The sequence below is a fragment of the Pseudomonas japonica genome, assembly GCF_013522925.1.
Classification (GTDB): Bacteria; Pseudomonadota; Gammaproteobacteria; order Pseudomonadales; family Pseudomonadaceae; genus Aquipseudomonas; species Aquipseudomonas japonica_A.
In genome coordinates this window covers 177,676-200,183 of sequence record NZ_JAAMQU010000007.1, presented here as the reverse complement: position 1 = coordinate 200,183, position 22,508 = coordinate 177,676, and the positions used below count along the sequence as shown (strand labels likewise).

General features: G+C 62.3%; 20 protein-coding genes. 5 read left to right on the top strand and 15 right to left on the bottom strand.

Annotation, left to right across the window (positions count from 1 at the left end):
- Positions 1-9 precede the first annotated feature (9 nt).
- On the bottom strand, positions 10-411 hold the full coding sequence (locus G7016_RS13450) for a putative quinol monooxygenase (RefSeq protein WP_258195177.1): 402 nt from the start codon (positions 409-411) through the stop codon (positions 10-12).
- 261 nt (positions 412-672) lie between these two features.
- Here G7016_RS13450 and G7016_RS13445 point away from each other — a divergent pair, with 261 nt between their 5' ends.
- From G7016_RS13445 to G7016_RS13435, 3 genes are all read left to right on the top strand, one after another.
- Complete coding sequence (locus G7016_RS13445) at positions 673-1,581, top strand: LysR family transcriptional regulator (protein WP_181115212.1); 909 nt, start codon at positions 673-675, stop codon at positions 1,579-1,581.
- A 131-nt stretch (positions 1,582-1,712) separates the two neighbouring features.
- Complete coding sequence (locus tag G7016_RS13440) at positions 1,713-2,093, top strand: hypothetical protein (protein ID WP_181114977.1); 381 nt, start codon at positions 1,713-1,715, stop codon at positions 2,091-2,093.
- Positions 2,086-2,289, top strand: a complete 204-nt coding sequence (locus G7016_RS13435) for a DUF1289 domain-containing protein (protein ID WP_181114975.1) — start codon at positions 2,086-2,088, stop codon at positions 2,287-2,289. Before G7016_RS13440 ends, G7016_RS13435 begins: the two co-directional genes overlap by 8 nt.
- Before the next feature lie 67 nt (positions 2,290-2,356).
- Here G7016_RS13435 and G7016_RS13430 read toward each other — a convergent pair whose 3' ends face one another.
- The 11 genes from G7016_RS13430 to puuE form a co-directional block, all read right to left on the bottom strand.
- Positions 2,357-2,821 carry a DUF411 domain-containing protein gene (locus tag G7016_RS13430; protein WP_181114973.1) on the bottom strand — a complete coding sequence of 155 codons (465 nt, stop codon included), beginning with the start codon at positions 2,819-2,821 and terminating at the stop codon, positions 2,357-2,359.
- A gap of 139 nt (positions 2,822-2,960) precedes the next feature.
- Entirely contained in the window at positions 2,961-4,202 is a 1,242-nt protein-coding gene (locus tag G7016_RS13425) for a ribonucleotide-diphosphate reductase subunit beta (protein WP_181114971.1), read from the bottom strand.
- Positions 4,203-4,590: 388 nt separating this feature from the next.
- Entirely contained in the window at positions 4,591-5,193 is a 603-nt protein-coding gene (locus tag G7016_RS13420; RefSeq protein ID WP_181115210.1) for a putative adenosine monophosphate-protein transferase Fic, read from the bottom strand.
- A complete protein-coding gene (locus G7016_RS13415) occupies positions 5,190-5,363 on the bottom strand; it encodes a YhfG family protein (protein WP_181114969.1) in 174 nt (57 codons plus the stop codon). Before G7016_RS13415 ends, G7016_RS13420 begins: the two co-directional genes overlap by 4 nt.
- 102 nt (positions 5,364-5,465) lie before the next feature.
- Entirely contained in the window at positions 5,466-8,363 is a 2,898-nt protein-coding gene (locus G7016_RS13410; protein ID WP_181114967.1) for a ribonucleoside-diphosphate reductase subunit alpha, read from the bottom strand.
- Between the two features lie 443 nt (positions 8,364-8,806).
- On the bottom strand, positions 8,807-9,553 hold the full coding sequence (locus G7016_RS13405) for a 4'-phosphopantetheinyl transferase family protein (protein WP_375139693.1): 747 nt from the start codon (positions 9,551-9,553) through the stop codon (positions 8,807-8,809).
- Between the two features lie 258 nt (positions 9,554-9,811).
- Positions 9,812-10,600 carry an outer membrane protein OmpK gene (locus G7016_RS13400; protein ID WP_181114965.1) on the bottom strand — a complete coding sequence of 263 codons (789 nt, stop codon included), beginning with the start codon at positions 10,598-10,600 and terminating at the stop codon, positions 9,812-9,814.
- Positions 10,601-10,989: 389 nt separating this feature from the next.
- The gene (locus G7016_RS13395) at positions 10,990-11,502 is read right to left on the bottom strand and encodes an ureidoglycolate lyase (protein WP_181114963.1); all 513 of its coding nucleotides are present in this window, start codon (positions 11,500-11,502) and stop codon (positions 10,990-10,992) included.
- Positions 11,503-11,532: 30 nt separating this feature from the next.
- Positions 11,533-12,525, bottom strand: coding sequence for an allantoicase (gene alc / locus G7016_RS13390; protein WP_181114960.1), 993 nt, complete (start codon positions 12,523-12,525; stop codon positions 11,533-11,535).
- A 19-nt stretch (positions 12,526-12,544) separates the two neighbouring features.
- Entirely contained in the window at positions 12,545-13,060 is a 516-nt protein-coding gene (gene uraD, locus G7016_RS13385; RefSeq protein ID WP_181114958.1) for a 2-oxo-4-hydroxy-4-carboxy-5-ureidoimidazoline decarboxylase, read from the bottom strand.
- Positions 13,057-13,986: an allantoinase PuuE gene (gene puuE / locus G7016_RS13380; RefSeq protein WP_181114956.1), complete on the bottom strand. Its 930-nt coding sequence runs from the start codon at positions 13,984-13,986 to the stop codon at positions 13,057-13,059. The genes uraD and puuE overlap by 4 nt, the downstream gene beginning before the upstream one ends.
- A 204-nt stretch (positions 13,987-14,190) precedes the next feature.
- On the opposite strand from puuE, the gene uraH reads away from it, so the two are divergent.
- A complete protein-coding gene (uraH, locus tag G7016_RS13375) occupies positions 14,191-14,544 on the top strand; it encodes a hydroxyisourate hydrolase (RefSeq protein ID WP_181114954.1) in 354 nt (117 codons plus the stop codon).
- A gap of 85 nt (positions 14,545-14,629) precedes the next feature.
- Positions 14,630-19,636, top strand: a complete 5,007-nt coding sequence (locus tag G7016_RS13370) for a dermonecrotic toxin domain-containing protein (RefSeq protein WP_181114952.1) — start codon at positions 14,630-14,632, stop codon at positions 19,634-19,636.
- Here the strand turns inward: G7016_RS13370 and G7016_RS13365 are convergent.
- From G7016_RS13365 to xdhC, 3 genes are all read right to left on the bottom strand, one after another.
- Complete coding sequence (locus tag G7016_RS13365; RefSeq protein WP_181114950.1) at positions 19,631-20,263, bottom strand: LysE family translocator; 633 nt, start codon at positions 20,261-20,263, stop codon at positions 19,631-19,633. The two genes, G7016_RS13370 and G7016_RS13365, sit on opposite strands and share 6 nt — an antisense overlap.
- A gap of 86 nt (positions 20,264-20,349) precedes the next feature.
- Positions 20,350-21,654, bottom strand: a complete 1,305-nt coding sequence (gene guaD, locus G7016_RS13360; RefSeq protein WP_181114948.1) for a guanine deaminase — start codon at positions 21,652-21,654, stop codon at positions 20,350-20,352.
- Positions 21,651-22,505 carry a xanthine dehydrogenase accessory protein XdhC gene (gene xdhC / locus G7016_RS13355; RefSeq protein WP_181114946.1) on the bottom strand — a complete coding sequence of 285 codons (855 nt, stop codon included), beginning with the start codon at positions 22,503-22,505 and terminating at the stop codon, positions 21,651-21,653. The genes guaD and xdhC overlap by 4 nt, the downstream gene beginning before the upstream one ends.
- Positions 22,506-22,508 lie beyond the last annotated feature (3 nt).

The window sequence follows — 22,508 nt, the reverse complement described above, 5'->3', positions numbered from 1 at the left end:
ATGCAGTGGCTACCGGCCCTTGGCACTAAGCTGCACCGGGACCGTCTCGATCAACTTGCGGGACTGGATCATTGGCTGGGTGACGGCTACGTATTTCTTGAAGTGCGGCGATTCGAGGTGAGCCCGATACGCTTCATCGTTCGCGTAGACTTCAAAAAAGCGCAGGCTGTTCGGCTTGCCTTTCTCCGCAACTGAGTAAATCGCCAAAACACCTGGCTCAACGCGAATGGATTCTTCCATCTCTTCCTTCACCGCCGCTGTGTAAGCCTCAAGCTGAACAGGGTCGATGACCAGCTCGGCAATACGCACAACCGTTTGTTCGACGTCCTGCGCCTGCGCCATACCGGCGAGGCCCGCCACCAATGCCATCACTGATGCGGTAGCTTTCAGCCGGTTCTTTTTCTGTGCCATCAGGGGCCTTCCACGTTTCCGGTGGGTTGGTCATGGGCCTAGCATAACGAGACATAGAGCTTTCACGTAGCGGGGCCCTTTGCACGGTGTTGTGAGCCACATTCAGCATCAGCTGGTGAAACACTGGCTGCGGCCTATATTATCGACGGCTGGAATCGCCCTCCGAGCTGCGCATCTGCGGCGGGCAAAAGTGCGTGACACGACCATCATGTGCATAAGCGGGCACTCAAAGGCCTTGCTGGACAAGGGGGGCATATCAACATTCAAACACGCCGCGCCGACGTCGCCGATCTGATTTATTTCCTCACCATTGCGCGTCACCGTAGCTTCAGCCGCGCGGCCGTCGAATTGGGCGTGAGCGCCTCGGCGTTGAGCCATGCGTTGAAGGGGCTGGAAAGCCGACTTGGCGTAAGGCTGCTCAATCGCACTACGAAAAGTGTGACGCTTACTGCCGCAGGCGAGGCCTTGGTGGAGTCGGTCAGCCAGCCCTTCGAAGCAATCGATACTGCACTGGAGATGCTCAACCGATTTCGGGACACGCCAAGTGGGCGCGTCCGTATCAATGCGGCCGTCGAAGCGGCCAATCTGTTGCTAGCGCCCATCATGCCAGCCTTCATGGACCGCTATCCGGATGTGGAGATCGACATCGTGGCCAGCAATCGCTTGGTCGATGTCACCGACGGCGGCTTTGATGCGGGTATCCGTTACGGCGCAACGGTCCCTGAAGGCATGATCGCCCGGCGCTTGTCGGCTGATATCCGCTGGGTGGTGGTTGGAGCGCCGGGTTACCTGGACCGGTATGGAACACCTGAGCATCCCGAGGCCCTGTTGAACCACCGCTGCATCAGCAACCGCCTTGGCGATGATCGAATCTACCGTTGGGAACTGGAGCGCGAGGGCCAAGCGTTCGAGATCGCCGTGCCCACATCCGTCACGGTCGATCAGGCCGAAACGGGCCTTATTGCAGTGCTTGGCGGGGCCGGCCTGATGTATCTCCCGGAACCGCTTGTCGCGCCCTATGTGGATGATGGCCGTCTGAAGCTCGTGCTCACGCAATGGGCACCGGTGGAAGAGGGCTTTCATATCTACTATTCGAGCCGGCGGCAATTGCCGACCGGGCTGCGGCTGCTGATCGAATTCATTCAGGAACAGAAGCCGATGGGGCTTTAGCCGACCGTCGTCATGGTCAGTGACCGCCCCAACCGGGCAAGGCAGCGCTTCGAAGCCTGCGCTTGTTTGAATACAATCGAATCGGCAGCGTGTTGCATCATTGATGTACTTATTGCTTACGGAGAGGGCGAATGGGCTCACTGAGTCGAAATCACTCGCGCATCGACCGCGAGCTGACGCGAGAGCTGACCTGGGCCTGCGAACAGGCCAAGAGCGAAATCAGTGGTTTTGAATGGCTTACCCACCAGGCCGATTACAGCCGCTTGCCTTATAGGCTGGCGGTGACGTGGATATTCGATAGCGACGTGAACAGGCTCGCCGCAAGTGTTGGCGTGACCAATGCGTTGATCCAAGACCTCACCGTGGCAGCCATCCAGCAAGCGGGTATTGCCCGTTCGGATATCAGGTTAACTGTTGCACTCGACTCCGAGCAGCGCTGTGCAACCCAGCACGGCGGTGACTGGGCCGCGCGCCTTAATGCCCGCGCACGTTCTGGTGGCAAGCATGGCTAAAGACATCGAAAACCCTTGCGTATCGCTGTGTCAGCTCAACAGCGAAATGTGCGTGAGCTGCGGCCGCACTCGGGACGAGATCCGCAAATGGCGCAGCATGAAACGGCCCGAAAAAATGGCGGCCGTGCAAAAAGCGTCCGCGCGTATGAAGGCGATCCTCAAAAAGAAAAACAAGGATTCGCCGGGGGGTAAATGAAGCTGTGGCTGGCTACTGTTTCCAATCGTGGGGCTTTAGGAAGCAAGCGGGTATACCAGCGCGTCAGTTACTCCGCTGGGTAATCCGCCACCACTTGCTGCTGGCCCGTCTTCGTTAGCCCGATGATCTGATAGGCGCTTTTATGTCCACCCGCTTCCATGCCAGGTGACCCCATCGGCATGCCGGGCGCGGCTACACCCATCAGGTCCGCGCGGCCCTCAAGCTCAACGATTTGTTGCACTGGCACGTGCCCTTCGATGAATTTCCCATTCACCACGCCGGTATGACACGACATCAGCTTTTCCGGCACGCCCAGCTTGGCCTTTACCGCACTCATGTTCTCTTCCACATGGTCGTTGACCGTAAAGCCATGATCGCGCAGGTAAGCGATCCATTTGGAGCAGCATCCGCAATTGGGGTCGCGGTATACGTCGATCAGTTGAGCAGGGGAGGCTTGTGCAAACGAAGCGCTGGCCAACGTGAGAAGTATGGCAAGGCGTCGTGCAGGGGCGGCAAGGGCTTTGAAAGTCATGTGGGATCACCGGGTAGGGTCAGGAAGCTTTGGCGCAAAAAAAAGCCGCCTCATGCTGAGGCGGCTTCAGTATTTCAGGCGGTTGGGGTTTGAGCTAATCCGCGTTCGGCCAAATCGGCAAAACCAACCTCAACCTTGATCAATCCCAGCTCAGCGCACCGCCGGTCTGGTACTCGATCACGCGGGTTTCGAAGAAGTTCTTTTCCTTCTTCAGGTCCATGATCTCGCTCATCCACGGGAACGGGTTGCTGGTGCCCGGGTATTCTTCCTTCAGACCGATCTGCGACAGGCGACGGTTGGCGATGAACTTGAGGTAGTCCTCCATCATGGCCGCGTTCATGCCCAGCACGCCGCGCGGCATGGTGTCGCGCGCGTATTCGATTTCCAGCTGGGTGCCCTGCAGGATCATCTGGGTGGCTTCTTCCTTGAGCTCGGCATCCCACAGGTGCGGGTTTTCGATCTTGATCTGGTTGATCACGTCGATACCGAAGTTCAGGTGCATGGATTCGTCGCGCAGGATGTACTGGAACTGCTCGGCCACGCCGGTCATCTTGTTGCGGCGGCCCATGGAGAGGATCTGGGTGAAGCCGCAGTAGAAGAAGATGCCTTCGAGCACGCAGTAATAGGCAATCAGGTTGCGCAGCAGCTCCTTGTCCGTTTCCGGGGTGCCGGTGTCGAACTTCGGATCGGAGATGGCGCGGGTGTACTTCAGGCCCCAGGCCGCTTTTTTAGCGACCGAAGGGATCTCGTGGTACATGTTGAAGATCTCGCCCTCATCCATGCCCAGCGACTCGATGCAGTACTGGTAGGCGTGGGTGTGGATCGCCTCTTCGAAGGCCTGGCGCAGGATGTACTGGCGGCACTCCGGGTTGGTGATCAGGCGGTATACGGCCAGCGCCAGGTTGTTCGCCACCAGCGAGTCGGCGGTGGAGAAGAAGCCCAGGTTGCGCATCACGATGCGGCGCTCGTCGTCGGTCAGGCCTTCGGGGCTCTTCCACAGCGCGATGTCGGCGGTCATGTTGACCTCTTGCGGCATCCAGTGGTTGGCGCAGCCGTCGAGGTACTTCTGCCAGGCCCAGTCGTACTTGAAGGGCACCAGCTGGTTGAGGTCGGCGCGGCAGTTGATCATGCGCTTTTCATCGACCTTCACACGGGCGGCGGAGCCTTCCAGCTCGGCCAGGCCCTCGGCGGTGTCCAGGCTGTTCAACGCAGCCTTGGCACGGGCAACCGCCGCGCTGTCGTTGGCGCTCACTTCGCGGGCTTCGTGCGCGGCGGCGTCGCCAGCGCTGTCGAGTTTGTCCATGGCGCCGGCCGGTGCCTGGCTGCCATTGGCCTGTGCGGCGTCGCCGTCGTCTTTATCGAATTCGTCCCAGCTCAGCATCGGGGTTCGCTCCTGCTCGTGGCCGCCGAAACGGCCAGGTTAATTTGGAAGACTGCCGCGCCGCTCTGTTGAGCTACGGCGGCGGCGCAAGGAATCTGGATATTGCTGTTATGCCTGTGCAAAACCGCAAGGCGCACGGAATAACGTGAACCCCTTTAGCCAAGGCGAATAAAACCGCCAGTCGGTTAAATAACCGCTGTTTCGAGGCGCATGGTTGGGTCCCTTTGTAGGACGTGCAGTATACGGAAAAGTACGGCCGATTGCGCGTATTGACATGAGATTTTGATGGCATAAGCCAATCGCCTACGGCTGCAAAAATCTATATGTGGTGGCTTACACTTATCTCAGACACAGGATGCTGTGGTTGGTGCCGATCGTGAAACAACCGTCAATCGGGCTCGATGCGGCCTTGGATGCATCGGCGGAATATCGCTTCCAGCGGCTGATAATCGCAGTGCACTGCCGAGATATTTGCAGCTTTCCATTCGTCTGGAAGCACAGACGTCCAGTCCACCATATGGCCTGTGTGAATGATCAGATGATCGAATAACACGCGTTGTGCTCGGCCATTTCCTTCGCGGAAGGGGTGGATCATGTTCAGCTCACCAAACAGCTCCGCAACGGCTGGTATGAGTTCCAACCTGGGCAGGTTTTCGAACCAGTCGTTTCGGGCCGCTTGCGCAAAAAGCCTGTCTGCTTCGGCGACGATCCGCGTAGCCGTACAGAATCGGGTTTGCTCCTTGGCAATGTCCACGCTGCGCAACATTCCAGCCCATGCATAAACGTCTTCAAACAGCTGCCTGTGCAGACCTTGCCAATAAGCCAAATCATAGGGAGCGGGTTGAAATTCAATTCGGCCTGCAGCAATTGCGGAGAGATCACGCTCGGCGTCGCTCAACCGACCGGCATCGACGATATCCAGGCGATTGCGCAAGATGCGGGTGCCTGGGTAGCAATAAGTGTCCTGGCCAACCCCATATTTATCCATTATTCCGCACGAGTGCTCGAGCGGTACCGCTTGAGTACTTCTTCACGGGAAGGTAACGCCTTCGTCGCGGTGTCGTCAGGTACGTCGAAGCCTTCGAGACGCAAGCTGGCAGCGTAATTTGCCTGACGGATGCGGGCGTAATAGGCGCGTTTTGCTTCTAGCGAAAGGGGCATGACCTGATCTCCAGAGTTACACCCTGATTATATGACAGGGCAGTTGGCATGGCCATGAACGAACAGGGCGCCCGGAGGCGCCCTGCAGTCATTCAACCACGCTTACTGACACGCCTCGCAATCCGGCTCGTCGATGGCGCAGGCCTTCGGCACCGGGGCGGGGCCGGCGGGTGCTGCAACCTCGGGGGCTGCGTGCAGCGCGCCGTCGTTGCCGCTGGAGACCGCGTTCAGCTTGCCGGTGCTGATGGTGGATTTCTCGGTGCTGGTGGCTGCCAGGGCACGGAGGTAGTAGGTGGTTTTCAGGCCACGGAACCACGCCATGCGGTAGGTCACGTCCAGCTTCTTGCCCGAGGCGCCGGCGATGTACAGGTTCAGCGACTGGGCCTGGTCGATCCACTTCTGGCGACGGCTGGCCGCTTCCACGATCCACTTGGTGTCCACTTCGAACGCGGTGGCGTACAGGTCTTTCAGCTCTTGTGGGATACGCTCGATCTGCTGCACCGAACCGTCGTAGTACTTGAGATCGTTGATCATGACCGAGTCCCACAGGCCGCGCGCCTTGAGGTCGCGTACCAGGTAGGGGTTGATCACGGTGAACTCGCCCGACAGGTTCGATTTCACGTAGAGGTTCTGGTAGGTCGGCTCGATCGACTGCGACACGCCGGTGATGTTGGCGATGGTTGCGGTCGGTGCGATGGCCATGATGTTCGAGTTGCGCACGCCTTTCTGCACACGCTCGCGCACCGGTGCCCAATCCAGGGTTTCGCTGCGGTCGACTTCGATGTACTTGGCGCCGCGCTGCTCGATCAGGGTTTCCAGCGAGTCCAGTGGCAATACGCCCTTGGACCACAGCGAACCCTGGAACGTCTCGTAGGCACCACGTTCGTCGGCCAGGTCACAGGAGGCCTGGATCGCGTAGTAGCTCACCGCTTCCATCGAACGGTCGGCGAAGGTGATGGCCGCTTCGGAACCGTACGGGATGTGTTGCAGGTAGAGTGCGTCCTGGAAGCCCATGATGCCCAGGCCAACAGGGCGATGGCGCAGGTTGGAGTTGCGCGCCTGCGGCACCGAGTAGTAGTTGATGTCGATCACGTTATCGAGCATGCGCACGGCGGTCTTGATGGTGCGCTCGAGCTTGGCGGTGTCCAGCTTGCCGTCGACGATGTGGTTCGGCAGGTTGATCGAGCCCAGGTTGCAGACCGCGATCTCGTCCTTGTTGGTGTTCAAGGTGATCTCGGTGCACAGGTTGGAGCTGTGGACCACGCCCACGTGCTGCTGCGGGCTGCGCAGGTTGCACGGGTCCTTGAAGGTCAACCATGGGTGGCCGGTCTCGAACAGCATCGAGAGCATCTTGCGCCACAGGTCCTTGGCTTGCAGGGTTTTGTAGACCTTGATCTTGCCGTATTCGATCAGGGCTTCGTAGTACTCGTAGCGCTCTTCGAAGGCCTTGCCGGTCAGGTCGTGCAGGTCCGGGGTTTCCGAAGGGGAGAAGAGGGTCCACTTGCCGTCTTCGAACACACGCTTCATGAACAGGTCGGGAATCCAGTTCGCGGTGTTCATGTCGTGGGTGCGGCGACGGTCGTCACCGGTGTTCTTGCGCAGCTCGAGGAATTCCTCGATGTCCAGGTGCCAGGTTTCCAGGTACGCGCACACCGCGCCCTTGCGCTTGCCGCCCTGGTTCACTGCCACGGCGGTGTCGTTCACTACCTTGAGGAACGGCACAACGCCCTGGGACTTGCCGTTGGTGCCCTTGATGTACGAGCCCAGTGCACGGACCGGCGTCCAGTCGTTACCCAGGCCGCCAGCGAACTTGGACAGCATGGCGTTATCGTGGATGGCGCCGTAGATGCCGGAGAGGTCGTCCGGCACGGTGGTGAGGTAGCACGACGACAGCTGCGGGCGCAGGGTGCCGGCGTTGAACAGCGTAGGCGTGGAGGCCATGTAGTCGAACGACGACAGCAGGCGGTAGAACTCGATGGCACGCTCGTCGCGGTTCTTCTCTTCGATGGCCAGGCCCATGGCCACGCGCATGAAGAATACCTGGGGCAGTTCGAAGCGCACGCCATCCTTATGGATGAAGTAACGGTCGTACAGGGTTTGCAGGCCCAGGTAGGTGAACTGCTGATCGCGCTCGTGATCGATGGCCGCGCCCAGCTTGGCCAGGTCATAGTTGGCCAGCTCAGGGTTCAGCAACTCGTATTCCACACCCTTGGCCACATAGGCTGGCAGCGCCTTGGCGTACAGGTCGACCATCTCGTGGTGAGTGGCGCTTTCGGCAACGCCCAGGAAATTCAGGCCTTCGGCGCGCAGGGTGTCCATCAGCAGGCGGGCGGTGACGAAGGAGTAGTTCGGCTCACGCTCAACCAAGGTACGGGCGGTCATTACCAGGGCGGTGTTGACGTCACTGAGGGCTACGCCGTCGTAGAGGTTTTTCAGGGTTTCGCGCTGGATCAGCTCGCCGTCCACTTCCGCCAGGCCTTCGCAGGCCTCGGTGATGATGGTGTTCAGGCGGCCCATGTCCAGCGGCTCGAGATTGCCGTCGGCGCGGGTAACGCGAATGCTTGGGTGCGGCTGCGCGGGCTGGCCGGCGTTGCTGCGGCTGGCACGCTCCTTGGCGCGCTGGTCGCGGTAGATCACGTAGTCGCGGGCGACTTTCTGCTCACCGGCGCGCATCAGGGCCAGTTCTACCTGGTCCTGGATTTCTTCGATGTGAATGGTGCCGCCCGACGGCATGCGACGGCGGAAGGTCGCGGTGACCTGCTCGGTCAGCCGTGCCACGGTGTCATGAATGCGCGAGGAAGCCGCGGCGTTTCCGCCTTCCACTGCGAGGAACGCCTTGGTGATGGCCACGGTGATCTTGTCGTCGGTGTAAGGGACGACCGTACCGTTACGCTTGATCACGCGCAGTTGGCCGGGCGCGGTGGCGCTAAGCTCCTGAGTGGAGCCCACGCCCTGAGGCGCCTGGCCTTGCGGGTTCTCGCGAGTGGTGTCGGTGTGCATAGGTTCTCCACGATCTTGATGTGAATTTAGGCGCGGCAGGGTGGCTGCCGTTCCATGCGAAGCACGACAACCGACGAAAGCGACCTGGCCGTAAAGGCCATCAGCCGGCTTGGCCGGTATACAGCGACTTCAAAAATTAAGGAGGTGCGACAGGGCGCCTCCGTGGCATAACGGGTTGGTAGCCAGCGCGCGCGGGGGCGCCTGGCAGCCCGTCTTCGACGACCAGGGCATGACCGCGAAAAGGGCTTGAAATTTCTTTGAGAATTGTGTTCAAGCGAAGCGGCGAACCACTACATGTAGTGGGTTTAGCGCCAACGGGCTACACGATAATGCGGTTGGCCGGTCATTGCAACATGAAGAAATGTGGATAAGGTGTGGGCAAAATGTGGGAGAAATTGTGCGCCCGGCTGCGGGCCGCGCCGGCTGCGGGTTGTAGGAATACCTCAGCCAAATCGCCGCTCGTCATCTAGGGCAGGGATACAAACCAGGCTCAGCAGTCGGCTGCCCTGGACGCAAAACTGCCCTGGCAGTTCCGTGCCGTACGTCCAACCGGCGCCCAGGTCGGTGAGCAGCCGTACCCGCGCCTGGCCTTGCTCGGACCAGGCCAGCACCTCTGCCGCTTCGAAGTAAAAACGCTGGCGCACGAGGGGGTAAAGGGCCTTGAACAGGCTTTCCTTTAGCGAAAACGTGAGTGTGATCGCCAGTGCGGCCTGTGCCGGGTCCGTGGGCAAGCGCTCCAGCTCGGCGGGGGTGAGTATTTCCCCAGCCAGGCGTTGGGCGCGCCCGGGTTCGAGCAGTGCTTCCGCATCCAACCCCAGCCCGCGCTGGCAGCCTGCAGGCGCGACGATGGCTGCGGCCCAGCCCTGGCCATGGGTGATCGCACCGGTAACGCCCTGGGGCCATACCGGGGCGCGATCCTCGCCAATGGGAATATCCACCTCGGGTAACCCAAGCTGAGCCAACGCGGCGCGCGCGCACAAGCGGCCGGCCAGAAACTCGGCCTGACGCTTGGCCACCGAACGCTCGATGCTGGCGGGCTTGAGTATGCCGCTGCGCTGGAAGTCGTCGATCAACAGCCGGGACGGCTCGAAGCCACAACTGGCGAATGCACTGCCCGCTACCGGCGAGGGGAGCGGGAAGTGGTAGGCCAGTGGGGTGCAGCAGGCGGGGTGGAAAGGCATATCGGTCATGGCGGGTATTGTGCCGCCAAGCCCGGCCTATAGGAAGCTTCGCGAGCCGGATTCCCAGCTGAGTGGGAGCTGGCGCCCGCTTCCCACAGACTGAACTGAATCCTGTAGGAGACGGGCGGAGCCATAGGCGGAGCTCGCGAATAAGGGCTTAAGAAAACCGCTGAAGACAGTTGCTTCCCACAGGGTTGGAGGCCTCCTACCAGGGCCCGCATTGGGCCCTGTAGGCGAGCGCTATCACCGGATGGCTCGCACTGCCGCTTAGAAGAACACTTTAACCAGCAGGCTGGCGGTGTTCTGGTCGGTGTCGAAGTACGGGGTATCCTTGATCCCGTACTTGTCTTTCCAGTAGTCGTATTCGATGCCCACGTACAACTGGCGGTCGGCCATGTTCAACGCCTTGCCCAGGTCGTACTTGATCTGCGGGTTGAAGTGCAGGTTGGCGTGGTAGTCGCCACGGTTGTTGCTGTCGTTGCCCACTACCCAGTCCATGAAGCCGTCGATCAGCACGTCGGACTTGCCCACCGGAATGGTGTAGGACCATACCGGGGTAATCTGCCAGACGTTGTCGCCGGCGCGTGGGCCGTCGGTTATGCGCTTGTAGAAGTTCAGCTGGAAGTAGTCGAAGCCTGGCACGTCCAGGTCGAAGCCCGGGCCGAACAGGTAAGACTCGTTGTCGCCCTCGCCAAACTCATAGGTCAGCGCCAGCAACACGTCTTTCACCGGGCCGAACTTGATCGGGCGGTCGAGGATCTTGCCAGCGGAAATACGCGGGCTGAACTCACCGTACAGGGTGCTGTTACCCGAACTGGAGGAAGCCTTGCCGTTGAAGAAGATCTTGTCCACGAACAGGAAGTTGTCCCCGTACTTCCACGAATCCGCGTGCTCGAAGGTGAAGGTCTGTTGTATTTCCGGGTCTACCGTAAAGTCCCGCCCGTTCAGGTAGGTCAGGCTGTTGCTTTGCCATTGCAGCCAATCGCCCGCCGCCTGGGCATTGCCTGCCGCCAGCACACTGCCGGCGACCAGAAGGCTGGAAAGGGTACGGTTCATTGAAAGCTCCCTGGTGATTACAGCGGCGCTGCATTGGCGCCGCCTGGATAAATGTGCTGTCCGATCGGTCAGGTTCGCTGGCCGCCAGAACCCTTTAGCAATTGCTGCGCCAGCTTCTGGCTGGAGCCCTGAATGCCTGTCCGACAGGTCAGGAAAGGCACCAGTACGCGATACGCTTCAACAAGCGCAGGCGTAAAAAGAGAAGTGGGTAGGCCATCGGCAAAGGGCGCGCAGCATAATTAGGAGCATTCTGAAAGGCAATCGCCCTATGACGGGGCGTATGTCACAGCAGTATCAACGGCCAAGTGGCCTGATCAGGTGCGCCTTGGTTCGCTTTCGCGCCCGTGGCGATCCAGGCCTGAGCAACCTGGATGCGCCTCAGGCCCGAGTCAGGCATTGATGTGCGAAGGATCCAGCAGCCACTGCTCGGCCAGGGGGAAGAAATGCTCGTCGCAGTTATTGCCTGGGCCGCTGCGGTCCACCACCAGGAAATCGTCGAGCGGATGCAGCGCCAGCACCGGGTGGTGCCACACCCCCCGGTGGTAATTCACGCCTTGGCGGCCATCGCTGAGAAACGCGCGAATGGCCGCAGGTTCAGGTTGTTGCGCAGGCGGTGCCACCACGATCAGGAACGGGTGGCCGAGCAGCGGCACGAACGCCTGGCTGCCGTGGGGGTGGCGTTCCAACATGGTGACAGGCATCGGCATGCTCAAGGCCTGCGCCCGGAAGATGCTGATGATCCCGGTGTCTTCAGGGCCGCTCAGCTGCACATCGGCCAGCCGGTGGTAGCGCTTGGTGGAACCGTTGTTGATCAAAAAGTGATCGCGCCCTTCGGTGGCAATCACGTCACCAAATGGCGCGAAGGCTTCGCGGCTCAGGGGCTCGATGGTCAGCTGGCGCATGCAGAAGGTCTCCGGATAGAAAAGCGCGGCTCAGCGCGCAGGGCGGCCGATCACCCGCAGCCGGCTTACGCCGCCATCAGGGAACACGTTCAGGCGCAAATGGGTGATCGGGCCCAGGTCGCGGATCTGCTCGGCGAAGTGGTGCTCCTGGTGCATCTGCAGCTTCTGGCTGGGCAGCAGCTCGCGCCAGAACAGGCTCTGGGTTTCGATCTGGCTGTCGGTGCCACCTTTCACGAAAGCAGCCTGGATCGAGCAACTGTCCGGATAATTGCCCTTGAAGTGCAGGGTGTCGACCACGATCTGTTCCACCGTGCCGGGGTGGCCCAGGGCGATGATCACCCAATCGTTGCCCGGCGTACGGCGCCGCGCGGTTTCCCAGCCATCGCCCATGTTCACGCCGCGGCCGGGGTTGAGCAGGTTGCTCATGTGGCCGTAATGCTGGTCGGAACACGCCAATGCGCGGCCGCCGTTCAGTGCCGCGGCCAGGTCCAGTGGCTCGTCGCCGGCGCCTGACCAATCCACGGCCGGTATGCCGTGCACGCGCAGCCGTGCCACGCCACCGTCCGGGTAGATGTTGAAGCGCAGGTGGCTTACCGGTTGGTCATGGCTGATGGCGTGATAGTGGTGGCTGTTGCCCTGCAGTTCTACCGCTGGCAGTACTTCTACCCAGGCGGTGTGCTCATCCGGGTCGCCGCTGGCCAGGTAGCAGGCCTCCAGCGAAGCCGAGGGCGGGAAGTTGCCGGTGAACCAGGAGGTATCGATATCCACGCCCTTGAGCGTGCCCGGCACGCCAAGGCGGATCACCGCATGGTCGTACCCTTCGAAGCGTTTGCGTCGCGATTCCCAGCCGTCCATCCATTTGCCGTTGTCATCGAACACGCCTTCTTTCCACACCGCCGGGTGCGGCTGGAACAAGCGGTTCACGTCGGCAAACCAGTCGTCGCTTACCGAAAGCGCACGGGTGCCGAGACGGGCGTCGGCCAGGTTCAGGTATTTTTCGAAGGGTGCGGCGTAGGCTTTCATGCGGTCGGGCCTTGAGCAGTTAAAGGGCGTGAAGGCGGAACAGGGCGATCTTGTTGATTTCGGCCAGGGCGCAGCCGAACTCTACTTCGCGGGTGTGATGAATGCGTGCTTCGAAGGCGGCAAGAATCTGATGCCGGTCGCTGCCCTTCACCGCCATGATGAAGGGGAAGTCAAAGCGCGCCTTGTAGGCATCGTTGAGTTCCGTGAAGCGGGCAAACTCTGCCGGCGTGCACAAATGAATGCCCGCGCCGGCCTGTTCACTGGTGCTGGCGGCGGTAAGCTCGCCGGCCACCGCGGCTTTGCCGGCGAGGTCCGGGTGGGCGTTGATCAAGGCCAGCTGGCGAGCGGTGTCGGCGGCCAGCAGCGTTTCGCTCATTGCCGCATGCACGGCTTCGATGCTGTTCAACCCTTGGCCCTGCAGGCGGTCCCAGGTATCCGCGGCAACCCATGGGGAATGCTCATAGAGGTCGCCGAACGCCGCGATGAAGGCGTTTCGGTCCAGATCCTGGCCGGGGAGGGTAGTAAATGCAGTCATGGGGCCACCTGCGGCTGAAAAGGGTGCGTGGCGTGCCAATGGCGGGCGATGTCTACGCGCCGGGCGAACCATACCTGTTCGTGGCTTTTGGCGTATTCGATGAAGCGGCGCAGGGCGGCTAGCCGCGCCGGCCTGCCGATCAGCCGGCAATGCAGCCCGATGGAGAGCATTTTGGGCGCCTCGGCGCCTTCCTCGTACAGCATGTCGAAGGCATCCTTCAAATACTGGTAGAACTGATCGCCATTATTGAAGCCCTGTACCTGGGTGAAGCGCATGTCGTTGGTGTCCAGGGTATAGGGGATCACCAGGTGCGGGTTGTCAGCGGGAGAGGTTGGCTCCCAGTAGGGAAGGTCGTCATCGTAGGTGTCCGAGTCATACAAAAAGCCACCTTCCTCCATCACCAACCGGCGAGTGTTGGGCCCTGTGCGCCCGGTGTACCAGCCCAGCGGCCGTTCGCCGGTGAGGTCGGTGAGGATCTCGATGGCTTTGAGCAGGTGCTCGCGCTCCTGGGCCTCGTCCATGTACTGGTAGTCGATCCAGCGGTAGCCGTGGCTGCAGATCTCATGCCCTGCGGCGACCATTGCCCGAATGACGTCAGGGTGGCGCTGCGCGGCCATGGCCACGGCGAATACGGTAAGCGAGATGCCTTGTTGCTCGAACAGCCGCAGGATGCGCCACACCCCCGCGCGGCTGCCGTATTCGTAAAGCGATTCCATGCTCATGTTGCGTGCGCCTTGCAGCGGCTGCGCGGCGACCATTTCCGAAAGGAACGCTTCAGATTCCTTGTCGCCGTGGAGGACGTTGCGCTCCCCGCCTTCTTCATAGTTGAGCACGAAGGACAAGGCAATACGCGCCTGCCCAGGCCATTGCGGGTGTGGCGGATGTTCGCCGTAGCCAACGAGGTTTCGGGGGTAGTGGGCGCTCACGGCGGGTTCCTTTCTGGCTGGCGCGGTAGGTGTAAAGTGCTGATGTTTTTCCGGTCAGGTATCCTGCCTCGGCGGCTTTCCCGTTGCAAGAAACTTGCCCATGTGGTCAGTTTTTTTAGTACCCTCGGCGTTGCCATGCGTGGCGTCTGAATTCAGCGAAGCCGCTGCACGAAAGCGGTGCGCCAACCTCACAAGGAGGCCCTCATGGGGCGTTTGACTACACACGTACTGGATGCCTCCCGAGGCTGCCCCGGGGCCGGCATTCCGGTAAAACTGTACCGGGTCGACGGAGAGCGACTCGAGTTGCTATGTCGCACCCTCACCAATGAAGACGGCCGCTGCGATCAGCCGCTGCTCGACGGCCCTGGGTATGTTACAGGGGTATACCAGCTGCACTTCGAAGCCGGGGCCTACCAGCGGGAGCACGGAGCACAAATACCCGGCCAGCCTTTCCTTGATGAAGTGGTACTGCGCTTCGGCATCGACGCCCAGCAATCGCATTACCACGTACCGCTGCTGCTCTCTCCCTACAGCTATTCGACCTATCGCGGCAGCTGAACGCCCCTTCGGGCGCAGCGGTATCTACCACCGGCATGGCTGAGGCTTCAGCACACTGCGGCTCCTTCACCCAGGAGCCGTAGCCATGAATGAATTCGATAGCCTGCTCGACATCATCCCCCTCCCCGAAGCTCACCTTCCAGATAGCCAGCCTGAAGCAGAGGCCGCCGCCTACATTGCCGCGGCGCTCCTTCACGCCGAAGCACCGGTGGATTGGCTGAACCAGTTGGCCGACGCGCTGGAGGGGGTCAACCAAGGCGCCGATCCCTGCGCCGAATTCACCGAACTTGCCCCGCGGTTCATTGCCCACCTGCAAAGCTGGCGAACGGCCTTGGCGACTGCCCAGCGGCAGCAGGCGCAGGCCTACGCTGATCTGTTACCGCTGGGAAGCCAGCCGGACAGCTACCCACGGCAATGGCTGCTGGACCAAACCTCGGCTCACCGCGCTCTGCTCACGGCCCGCTTCGGCGAAGACGCTCCTGGCGAGGCCCGGCTGGCGAGCTTCCGCGCCGCGCTCTCCCAGCGCCAGCTCGCCTGGCAAGGGGCGGGGCGCCTGCTGTGGGGCATCGGTGATGCCGCTTCATTGCGCAACCAGCACGAGGGCTTACGCTCGCTGATTCTTCAGGCGCTGCTCGCCGAAGTGCGGCTCCAGTGCGAAGAAGGGCAGATCCCCGCACAGGCACTGGCCACATTCGAGCCTTTGCTTACCTCGGGCAGCGCGTCGGTGCTAGAGGTGCGCTGGCAGGCTGCGACGGTTCCCAACGCCTGGGTGATTGCGCCGGCGCGTGAATGGGCGGCCAACCTGAGCACACTGCCGCTGTTGCTATGGGTACACGGCGAGGGCGGAGGGCTGTTCCATACGCAGCACCCGCAAACACTGCGAGGGAGGTTGGCGTTCACGCTGACGGCGCCCTTCGCTACAGCCCTCGGCGGTTTGTCGGGCAATGCAGAGGCCGATTCGTCGTCATTAGGGCTGGCGCCTTTGACCGGAGGGCTGTGCGCAGCCATCGACGCGTTGATCGAGCACTGGGCTCAACGGCTGGAAGCGGCCGAGCCCGGCCTGGCGCTTGAACAAGCCTTGGATGAAGCGCGTGGCGCGTTGGCCATACCGGTAGACGCTACGCGCCAGCAGGCGCTGGCGTCGGTCGAACGACAATGGCAGGCCGATGCGTTGGCCCAGCACATGCCCGCCTGGCTATTGGCACGCACCCCAGAGGAGCGTGAAGCCGCCGCCACTGAGTTGGCGGCTTATCACCAGGCGGCCGCGGAACTGGAGCTGTGGCTCAGCGAGCAGCTACCGGCGTTTCCGGCCTTCGCCGGGCAGCTATTGGCCGAGCGGATCGAGCAAGACCTGGGTATCGCCGTCAATCCCGAGCAAGCGATCCTCACCCGGCCCGTCAGTGTCACCTTCCATTGGTTCAGCCCGGGCATTGTGCTGGAGCCGCCACCGATGGGGACGTTCCTGCCGCCGCTCGACACCGAACCCGCCGAAGGCGGGCTCCGGTGGATCCCCAGTGATGACTGGGAAACCCTGACCCTGGCTCAACTGGCCACTGAAAACCTCGATGCAGTCGACGAAGCTGAAGTCGAACGGTTGAATATGGCGCGCTGGCAGCTGGAGGGCATTTCGGCTGCTTATCTGCTAAGCGCCCTGCCAGCGCTGGACCCCCTCAAACAGTATGAGGAGCTTCTACGCCGCCTGCTCGATCCCGCCTTGGCCGAGCGCCCGGAACGGTTGCGCGTACCCTATGAGCGGGAACTGCTATGTCAGGCGCGCATGGCACACTGGCAGCATCGCCTGAGCGAAGAAGGCCTGGCGATGGTGCGTACGGCCGCCGCAATACATGACGCGAGCGCCCTGGCCGATCAGGGCCTGCGCATACATTGGCTGGTGATCCATGCCAAGGAAGAACGTGGCGAGCCCGTGCAAGGGTGTTGCGCGCTGGTTGACATTGATGCAGGCCGTACCGTGTTGTGCCTGCCGAGTGCGCCCGCCGAGTATGCGCTACTGGAACGGGACTCTCTTGCCGCTGCCCTCAGCACCCTATGTGACGGCATACGGGTAACGCCTGCCCTGGCCGACTATGTCGCACACCGCCTGGGGGGTGAGCCGCTACGATGGTTGTCCTATTTCCGCCAGGCCGCACAGCGGCGTTACGAGGGCTACCTGACCGTGCCAGCCAGCCTCGGACAAACCCTGGTCGGGATGCAATTGCATGACCGTCGCGCATGGCTTCAGGGCCGTGCCACACACCAGGGCCGAAGCCAGCGCCAGTTGCTCAAGGCACGTAACCTGTCGGCCCATCACCGCGATCTGGGATATTTGCGCGCGGGGCTGGCCGTGTTGCCTGGCGTGGGCACGCTGATCGGTCTGCAAGACATCTATGACAGTAGCCGTGCCGCTGCCGCAGCATGGCATCGGCAGGATGCCGAAGCCCTGGGTGCCGCTGCGCTGGGAGTGGCCGCCGGCGTGCTGGACGTTCTGCTCAGTGTGATACCTGTGGCAAGCACTGCAGTCAGCTTGCGGCAGGCGATACGCGCTCACGTAAGGGCACGCGGTGGCCTTCAGGTCGGTCGATCGGCATTCGCCGGCTACGAAGCGCCCCTTCGCCTGCGCGACGCAACGCCGCTTTTCGGGCGTGATGCCGGGAGTTGGCGCTCCGCCGGTGAGCAATATATATGGCAAGACGGCCGCGCCTATGCTGTGTATCGCCGCGCCGAGGAGAACACCCTTCGCTTGCGGGCGACCGCGACCCGGCGCTACGAAGCACCGGTTCGCAGGGAAGGTGAACGGTGGGTCGTCCACGCCGAGACCGGCCTGCGTGGGGGCGGTGGCAAGTTGACTGATGCCGAGCAAGTCTTCGCCACGTGGGGCCCTGGCAGCGCCCATGCGCCCTTCACCGGCGCCACGCGCCCGCAGGCGCTACAGCGAGGCCGCAGGCTACTAGGGCAATACCAGTTCCCTAATGCCCAGCAGGCCACCGAGTTCGCCTGCGCCTATCTGGCCGACGGTACTCCTCCGGCGTGGGCGTTAGGTTATCGCACCGGCGCTGGCGCTGCCCCGGCCCCCTCTGCAAGCGGGCAAGGGTGGCAAGCGGTTCGATGGTCGCTTGGCGAGGCAGACGAAGTGATCCCTGGCCTGCTGGGTGGAGAAGTGAGTGTGCGGTTCTTCGAAAACCCTCTGTTGCATAGAGGGGTTCGGTGGGAAGGGCAGTATTACCCCCTTGTGCCCCATGAAGCCAGCCCGGGTGCCGCGCGCTTCATCACACCTGCAGGCCGGCCCCCCGCGCACCTGCAGGACCTGGATGACCTCATCCGCGACGGCCGCGGCCCGGTGCGGGTGCTGTTGGGGCAAAGCCGTTCACAGGCGCCGCAGATTATTGGAGGCTACACCGAAACCTTTGCCGAGCGGCTTGCCCGAAGGTTCCCGGACATTGCCGCCGATAGCCGTCAGGCCTGGGGGCAAGCCATTTACCACCATGCCGACCCGCAAGCCCAAGGGCTCACACAGCGCCGCCTGCTTGCCCTGGAGGGCCTGCTCAACGACCCTGCGTCGGATCCCTTGCAGGCACTGGCCATTCGGCGAATTCACCAGATGGAAGTGGTTGTGGCCCGGCGCAATGCACCCAATCGCTTCGATCAGCTGCGCTGGGCGTTGAACCCGGCCGAGGAGCAGGCGATCCGCCGCGCCTTGGCCTACGACAGCGTTCCGGCGGCTCAGGCAGCGATTGGTCATATGATCACCCGCCGCGGCTACCAGCTGCTGCTAAGTCACGCAACGCCCATACGTTACCTTTCGGTATTGCGCAACCCGCGTACCCAGAGGATCTATATTCTGGTGCAGCATACCGCGACCGGCCCGCTGCAGATGCAAGCCAACAATGGCGTCAACCTGCTGAGCGCGGCCTGGATGGATCTGTTCATCTCTGGGGTGAAGAGCCCCGAGCTGGCCGCCCTGTTGCGCACGGCGAGGGCTGAACGCCGACTGCACCCACTGCTGGGCGGCGTGCTGCTCGATGGGCCCCGGCCCGAACTCGTGTGGGAGCGCGTCCGGATGCCGTCCGCGGTCCAGGGTGGGCCTTTGAATCTGCGCAGCTGGCGCGACAACGCCCGCGCGCTTCAGCCCACAGACCTCGAGACCACGCCGGGGTCCGGGCTGTACCGCCAGGAGGCAACGGCGCTGGTGGAAGGTGCGCGCGTGGAGGGTCGCTGGGTTCCCTTGTTTCCGGCCGAGGACGGTAACGGCATCATGCTTACACGGCCCTCAGGGCTACCGTCACCGCTCACCTTCGATGCGCTGGAACAGTGCCTGCGAGAGCGGTTCGCAGAACAGCCATGGATCGTGTCCAGGGCCGCGCAGGAATGGACGATTCGTCGGCCTCTTTTCCTCGCGCCGCTGGACCGTCAGGTGAGCCGTGTACGCCCTGGAATCACTCGGCCAAGCGCCCTCAACGCAGCGCGGGCGGTGTTTGAGCGGGCGCAAGGCCAGGATCACGCCCGGTTGTTGCGCCTGGAACATGTGCTGTTGACGTGGATCGGTGACAGTACGGTCTTCGGTGAGCTGGCCGACCCCTTGCTGATGCTGACCCGGCAACATCCCATAGCCTTGCCTGACGGCGCGGGATGGCAGCTTGCATTGCCGGGCGATATACAGGGAACAGGCAATGCGCTGAGTGTGGTGTACCTGCAGCCCGTGGAGCCCCATACCCGGAGCCTGGTAGCAGCGCTCGGCCGGCCGCGCATGCGGCATCACGCGCCCAATGTGATCGACGACATGTTACGGCGCTACGGCCTGGTACTGGACCATCGGGCGGGTGGCGTTGCCCAGTACCGGCAGCCTGCGACCAACCATCTGTACCTTGTGGCCTTGCAGGTAAGCGAGGGCGGGCTTACGAATGTGGCGCTGGACGGAGGGGTGCAAGCGCTGTCCAGTGCCTGGATCGCGCACTGGCAGCTACGACTGGAAGGGGCTCCAGCCGAAGCGTTGCAGCTGGCCTTGGCACAGGGGCGGGTAGTGCGCCTGGTGGCAACGCTGCGCCTGGATGCGGACCTGCATGGAAGTGTTGCGATACAGCGGCTGGCTGATCTATGAAGGCCGCTGGCCGATCAAGGCCACCGTGCCAGCCGTGGCGAACAATGCCGCGCTGGCGCGGTTGAACCATTGCTGGCCGCGGCCGCTACGCAGGTAACCGCCCGCGCTGCGTGCCAGCAATCCATAGCCGAGCTTGCAACACAGATCCAACGCCGCCCAGGTGAGGACCATCACCCCCAGCTGGGGGCCCAACGGAACATCCGCACGAATGAACTGCGGAAGAAATGCAGCAAAGAACAAGATGTCCTTGGGGTTGCTGGCACCAAGGGTAAAGGCACGGCCGAACAGCGAAGCGACGCCGGTTTGCGGCGGGCGTACGGGCGCAGCGCCCGCTGTCCGCGTACGTGCCTGGCGCCAGCTGGCCCACGCCAGGTAAAACAGGTAAAGCGCGCCAGCCACTTTCAGCGCCCCGAATACCGTGGCGGACGCCGCGAGCAGCGCGCCCAGCCCCAGGGCCGAGGCGCTGAGCAGGCAAAGCGAAGCACTCACCCCACCGACGAACGCAGGCCAGGCGCGAACGATACCCAGGTTCAGGCTGTTGCTGACCATCAGCAAGGACAGGGGCCCGGGAATGACGATCACCACGAAAGCTGCGGTGACAAAGAGTAGCCAGGTATCAAGGTTCATGGAGGGCTCCAGAGCGGGAGGGAATTATCTCCGCGTCGCAAACTTTGGCAAGTCGCAGCGCCCGATCCGGAATTTCAAATAGCCCGTTATCGGCGATGCACCACCTCGCCCATGGCGAAGGTTTGCTTGACCACGCGGTCGTCCCCCAGCGTCATCAACACGAAGAGGGTTTCGGCGATATCCCGCGCCTGCGCCAGGCGATACGACAACAGCGGCGTTGCGTTGAGGTCCAGCACCAAAAAATCCGCTTCATGGCCAGGGCTGAGGCTGCCGATCCGGCCTTCCAGCGACAACGCACGCGCGCCACCCAGGGTGGCCAGGTACAAGGATTTGAACGGGCTGAGCCGCGCGCCCTGCATCTGCATCACCTTGTAGGCCTCGTTCAGGGTTTGCAGGATGGAGAAGCTGGTACCGCCGCCCACATCAGTGCCAAGGCCCACTTTTACCTTGTGCTGCTCGGCCATGGGCAGGTTGAACAGGCCGCTGCCCAGGAACAGGTTGGAGGTTGGGCAGAAGGCGATGGCCGAGCCGGTTTCGGCCAGGCGCGCGCACTCGGCGTCGCACAGGTGAACCCCGTGGGCAAACACCGAGCGCTCGCCCAGCAGCTGGTAATGGTCATACACATCCAGGTAGCCGGTGCGCTCGGGGAACAACGCCTTCACCCATTCGATTTCTTTCTGGTTTTCGCTCAAATGCGTTTGCAGGTACAAGCCGTCGTGCTCGCGCAGCAGCCGGCCCGCCAAGGCCAATTGTTCAGGTGTGCTGGTGGGCGCAAACCGCGGCGTCACCGCGTAGTGCAAGCGGCCTTTGCCATGCCAGCGCTCGATCAACGCTTTGCTTTGGGTGTAACTGCTTTCGGCGGTGTCGGTAAGGTAATCCGGGGCGTTGCGGTCCATCATCACTTTGCCGGCGATCATCCGCAGGTTCAGCCGCTGTGATGCTTCGAACAAGGCATCCACAGACTCAGGGTGCACACTGCCGAACACCAGTGCAGTGGTGGTGCCGTTGCGCAGCAGCTCGGCCAGGAAGCGCGCCGCCACATCGTCAGCGTGGGCCTTGTCCTCGAACTGGCGCTCGCACGGGAAGGTATAGGTATTGAGCCAATCCAGCAGTTGCTCGCCGTACGCGCCGATCATGCCGGTTTGCGGCAGGTGGATATGGGTGTCGACGAAGCCGGGCGTGATCAACGCATTTTCGAAGTGCTCGACCGGGGTATCCGCCTCCAGGCTGGGCAACAGGTCGGCGGCCTCGCCCATGGCGGCGATTTTTCCGTCCTCCACTACCAGCAGGCCATCGCTGATGTACTGGTACGAGGCATCGATGCCGAGTTCAACAGGGTCGCCCAGGCTGTGCAACAGGCCGGCACGGTAAGCTTTACGGGTTGAAGTCATGAAAGGTGCTGTCCTGCAGTGGAAGTACGCCGCGACTGCGGCAGCAACCGGGCAAGGGTTTCCCCGCCCTGGATGCCTTCGCCGAAGCGTGCGTTATAAAGTGAAATGATTTCGGCGGCGACAGAGACTGCAATTTCCATTGGCAGCTTGCCCTTCACGGGCGCCAATCCGACCGGGCAGCGCATGCGCGCAAGCGTTTCGGGAGGAATGCCGCGATCTCGCAGGCGGTGCTCGAAACGTGCGCGTTTGGTTTTCGACCCGATCAGGCCAAACCAGTGGGTGTCGTTGCGGCGCAGGATGGCCTCGCTCAAGGCAAGGTCCAGCTGGTGATCGTGGGTCATGACCAGGCAATAACTGCCCGGGCGCATGCGGTCTACTTCTTCTAGCGGGTCGTCGTTGACGATCGCTTCCACCCCCGCGGGCAGCACGGGCGGAAATTCCTGGGCGCGGGCGTCCACCCAGCGCACTCGGCAGGGCAGGCTGGCCAGCAGCGGCACCAGCGCGCGGCCTACATGGCCGGCACCGAATACGGTGATATGGGCCTGGGGCTGGCCCAGCGGTTCGAGCAATACCACTGCCGCGCCGCCACAGCATTGGCCCAGGCTGGCGCCGAGGCTGAAGCGCTCCAGGCGGGATTGCCTCGAGCCCTCGGCAAGCAGCTCCCGGGCCATGGCCAGGGTTTTGAATTCGAGGTTGCCGCCGCCGATGGTGTCGTAGGCGGTGGTGGCGGTGACCACCATCTTCGCCCCAGCGTTGCGCGGCGTAGAGCCTCGTTCCTCGATCAAGGTAACCAATACGCAGGGTTCGCCAGCGGCATGCAGCTCGGCCAGGGCGCTGATCCAGTCGGTCATGGT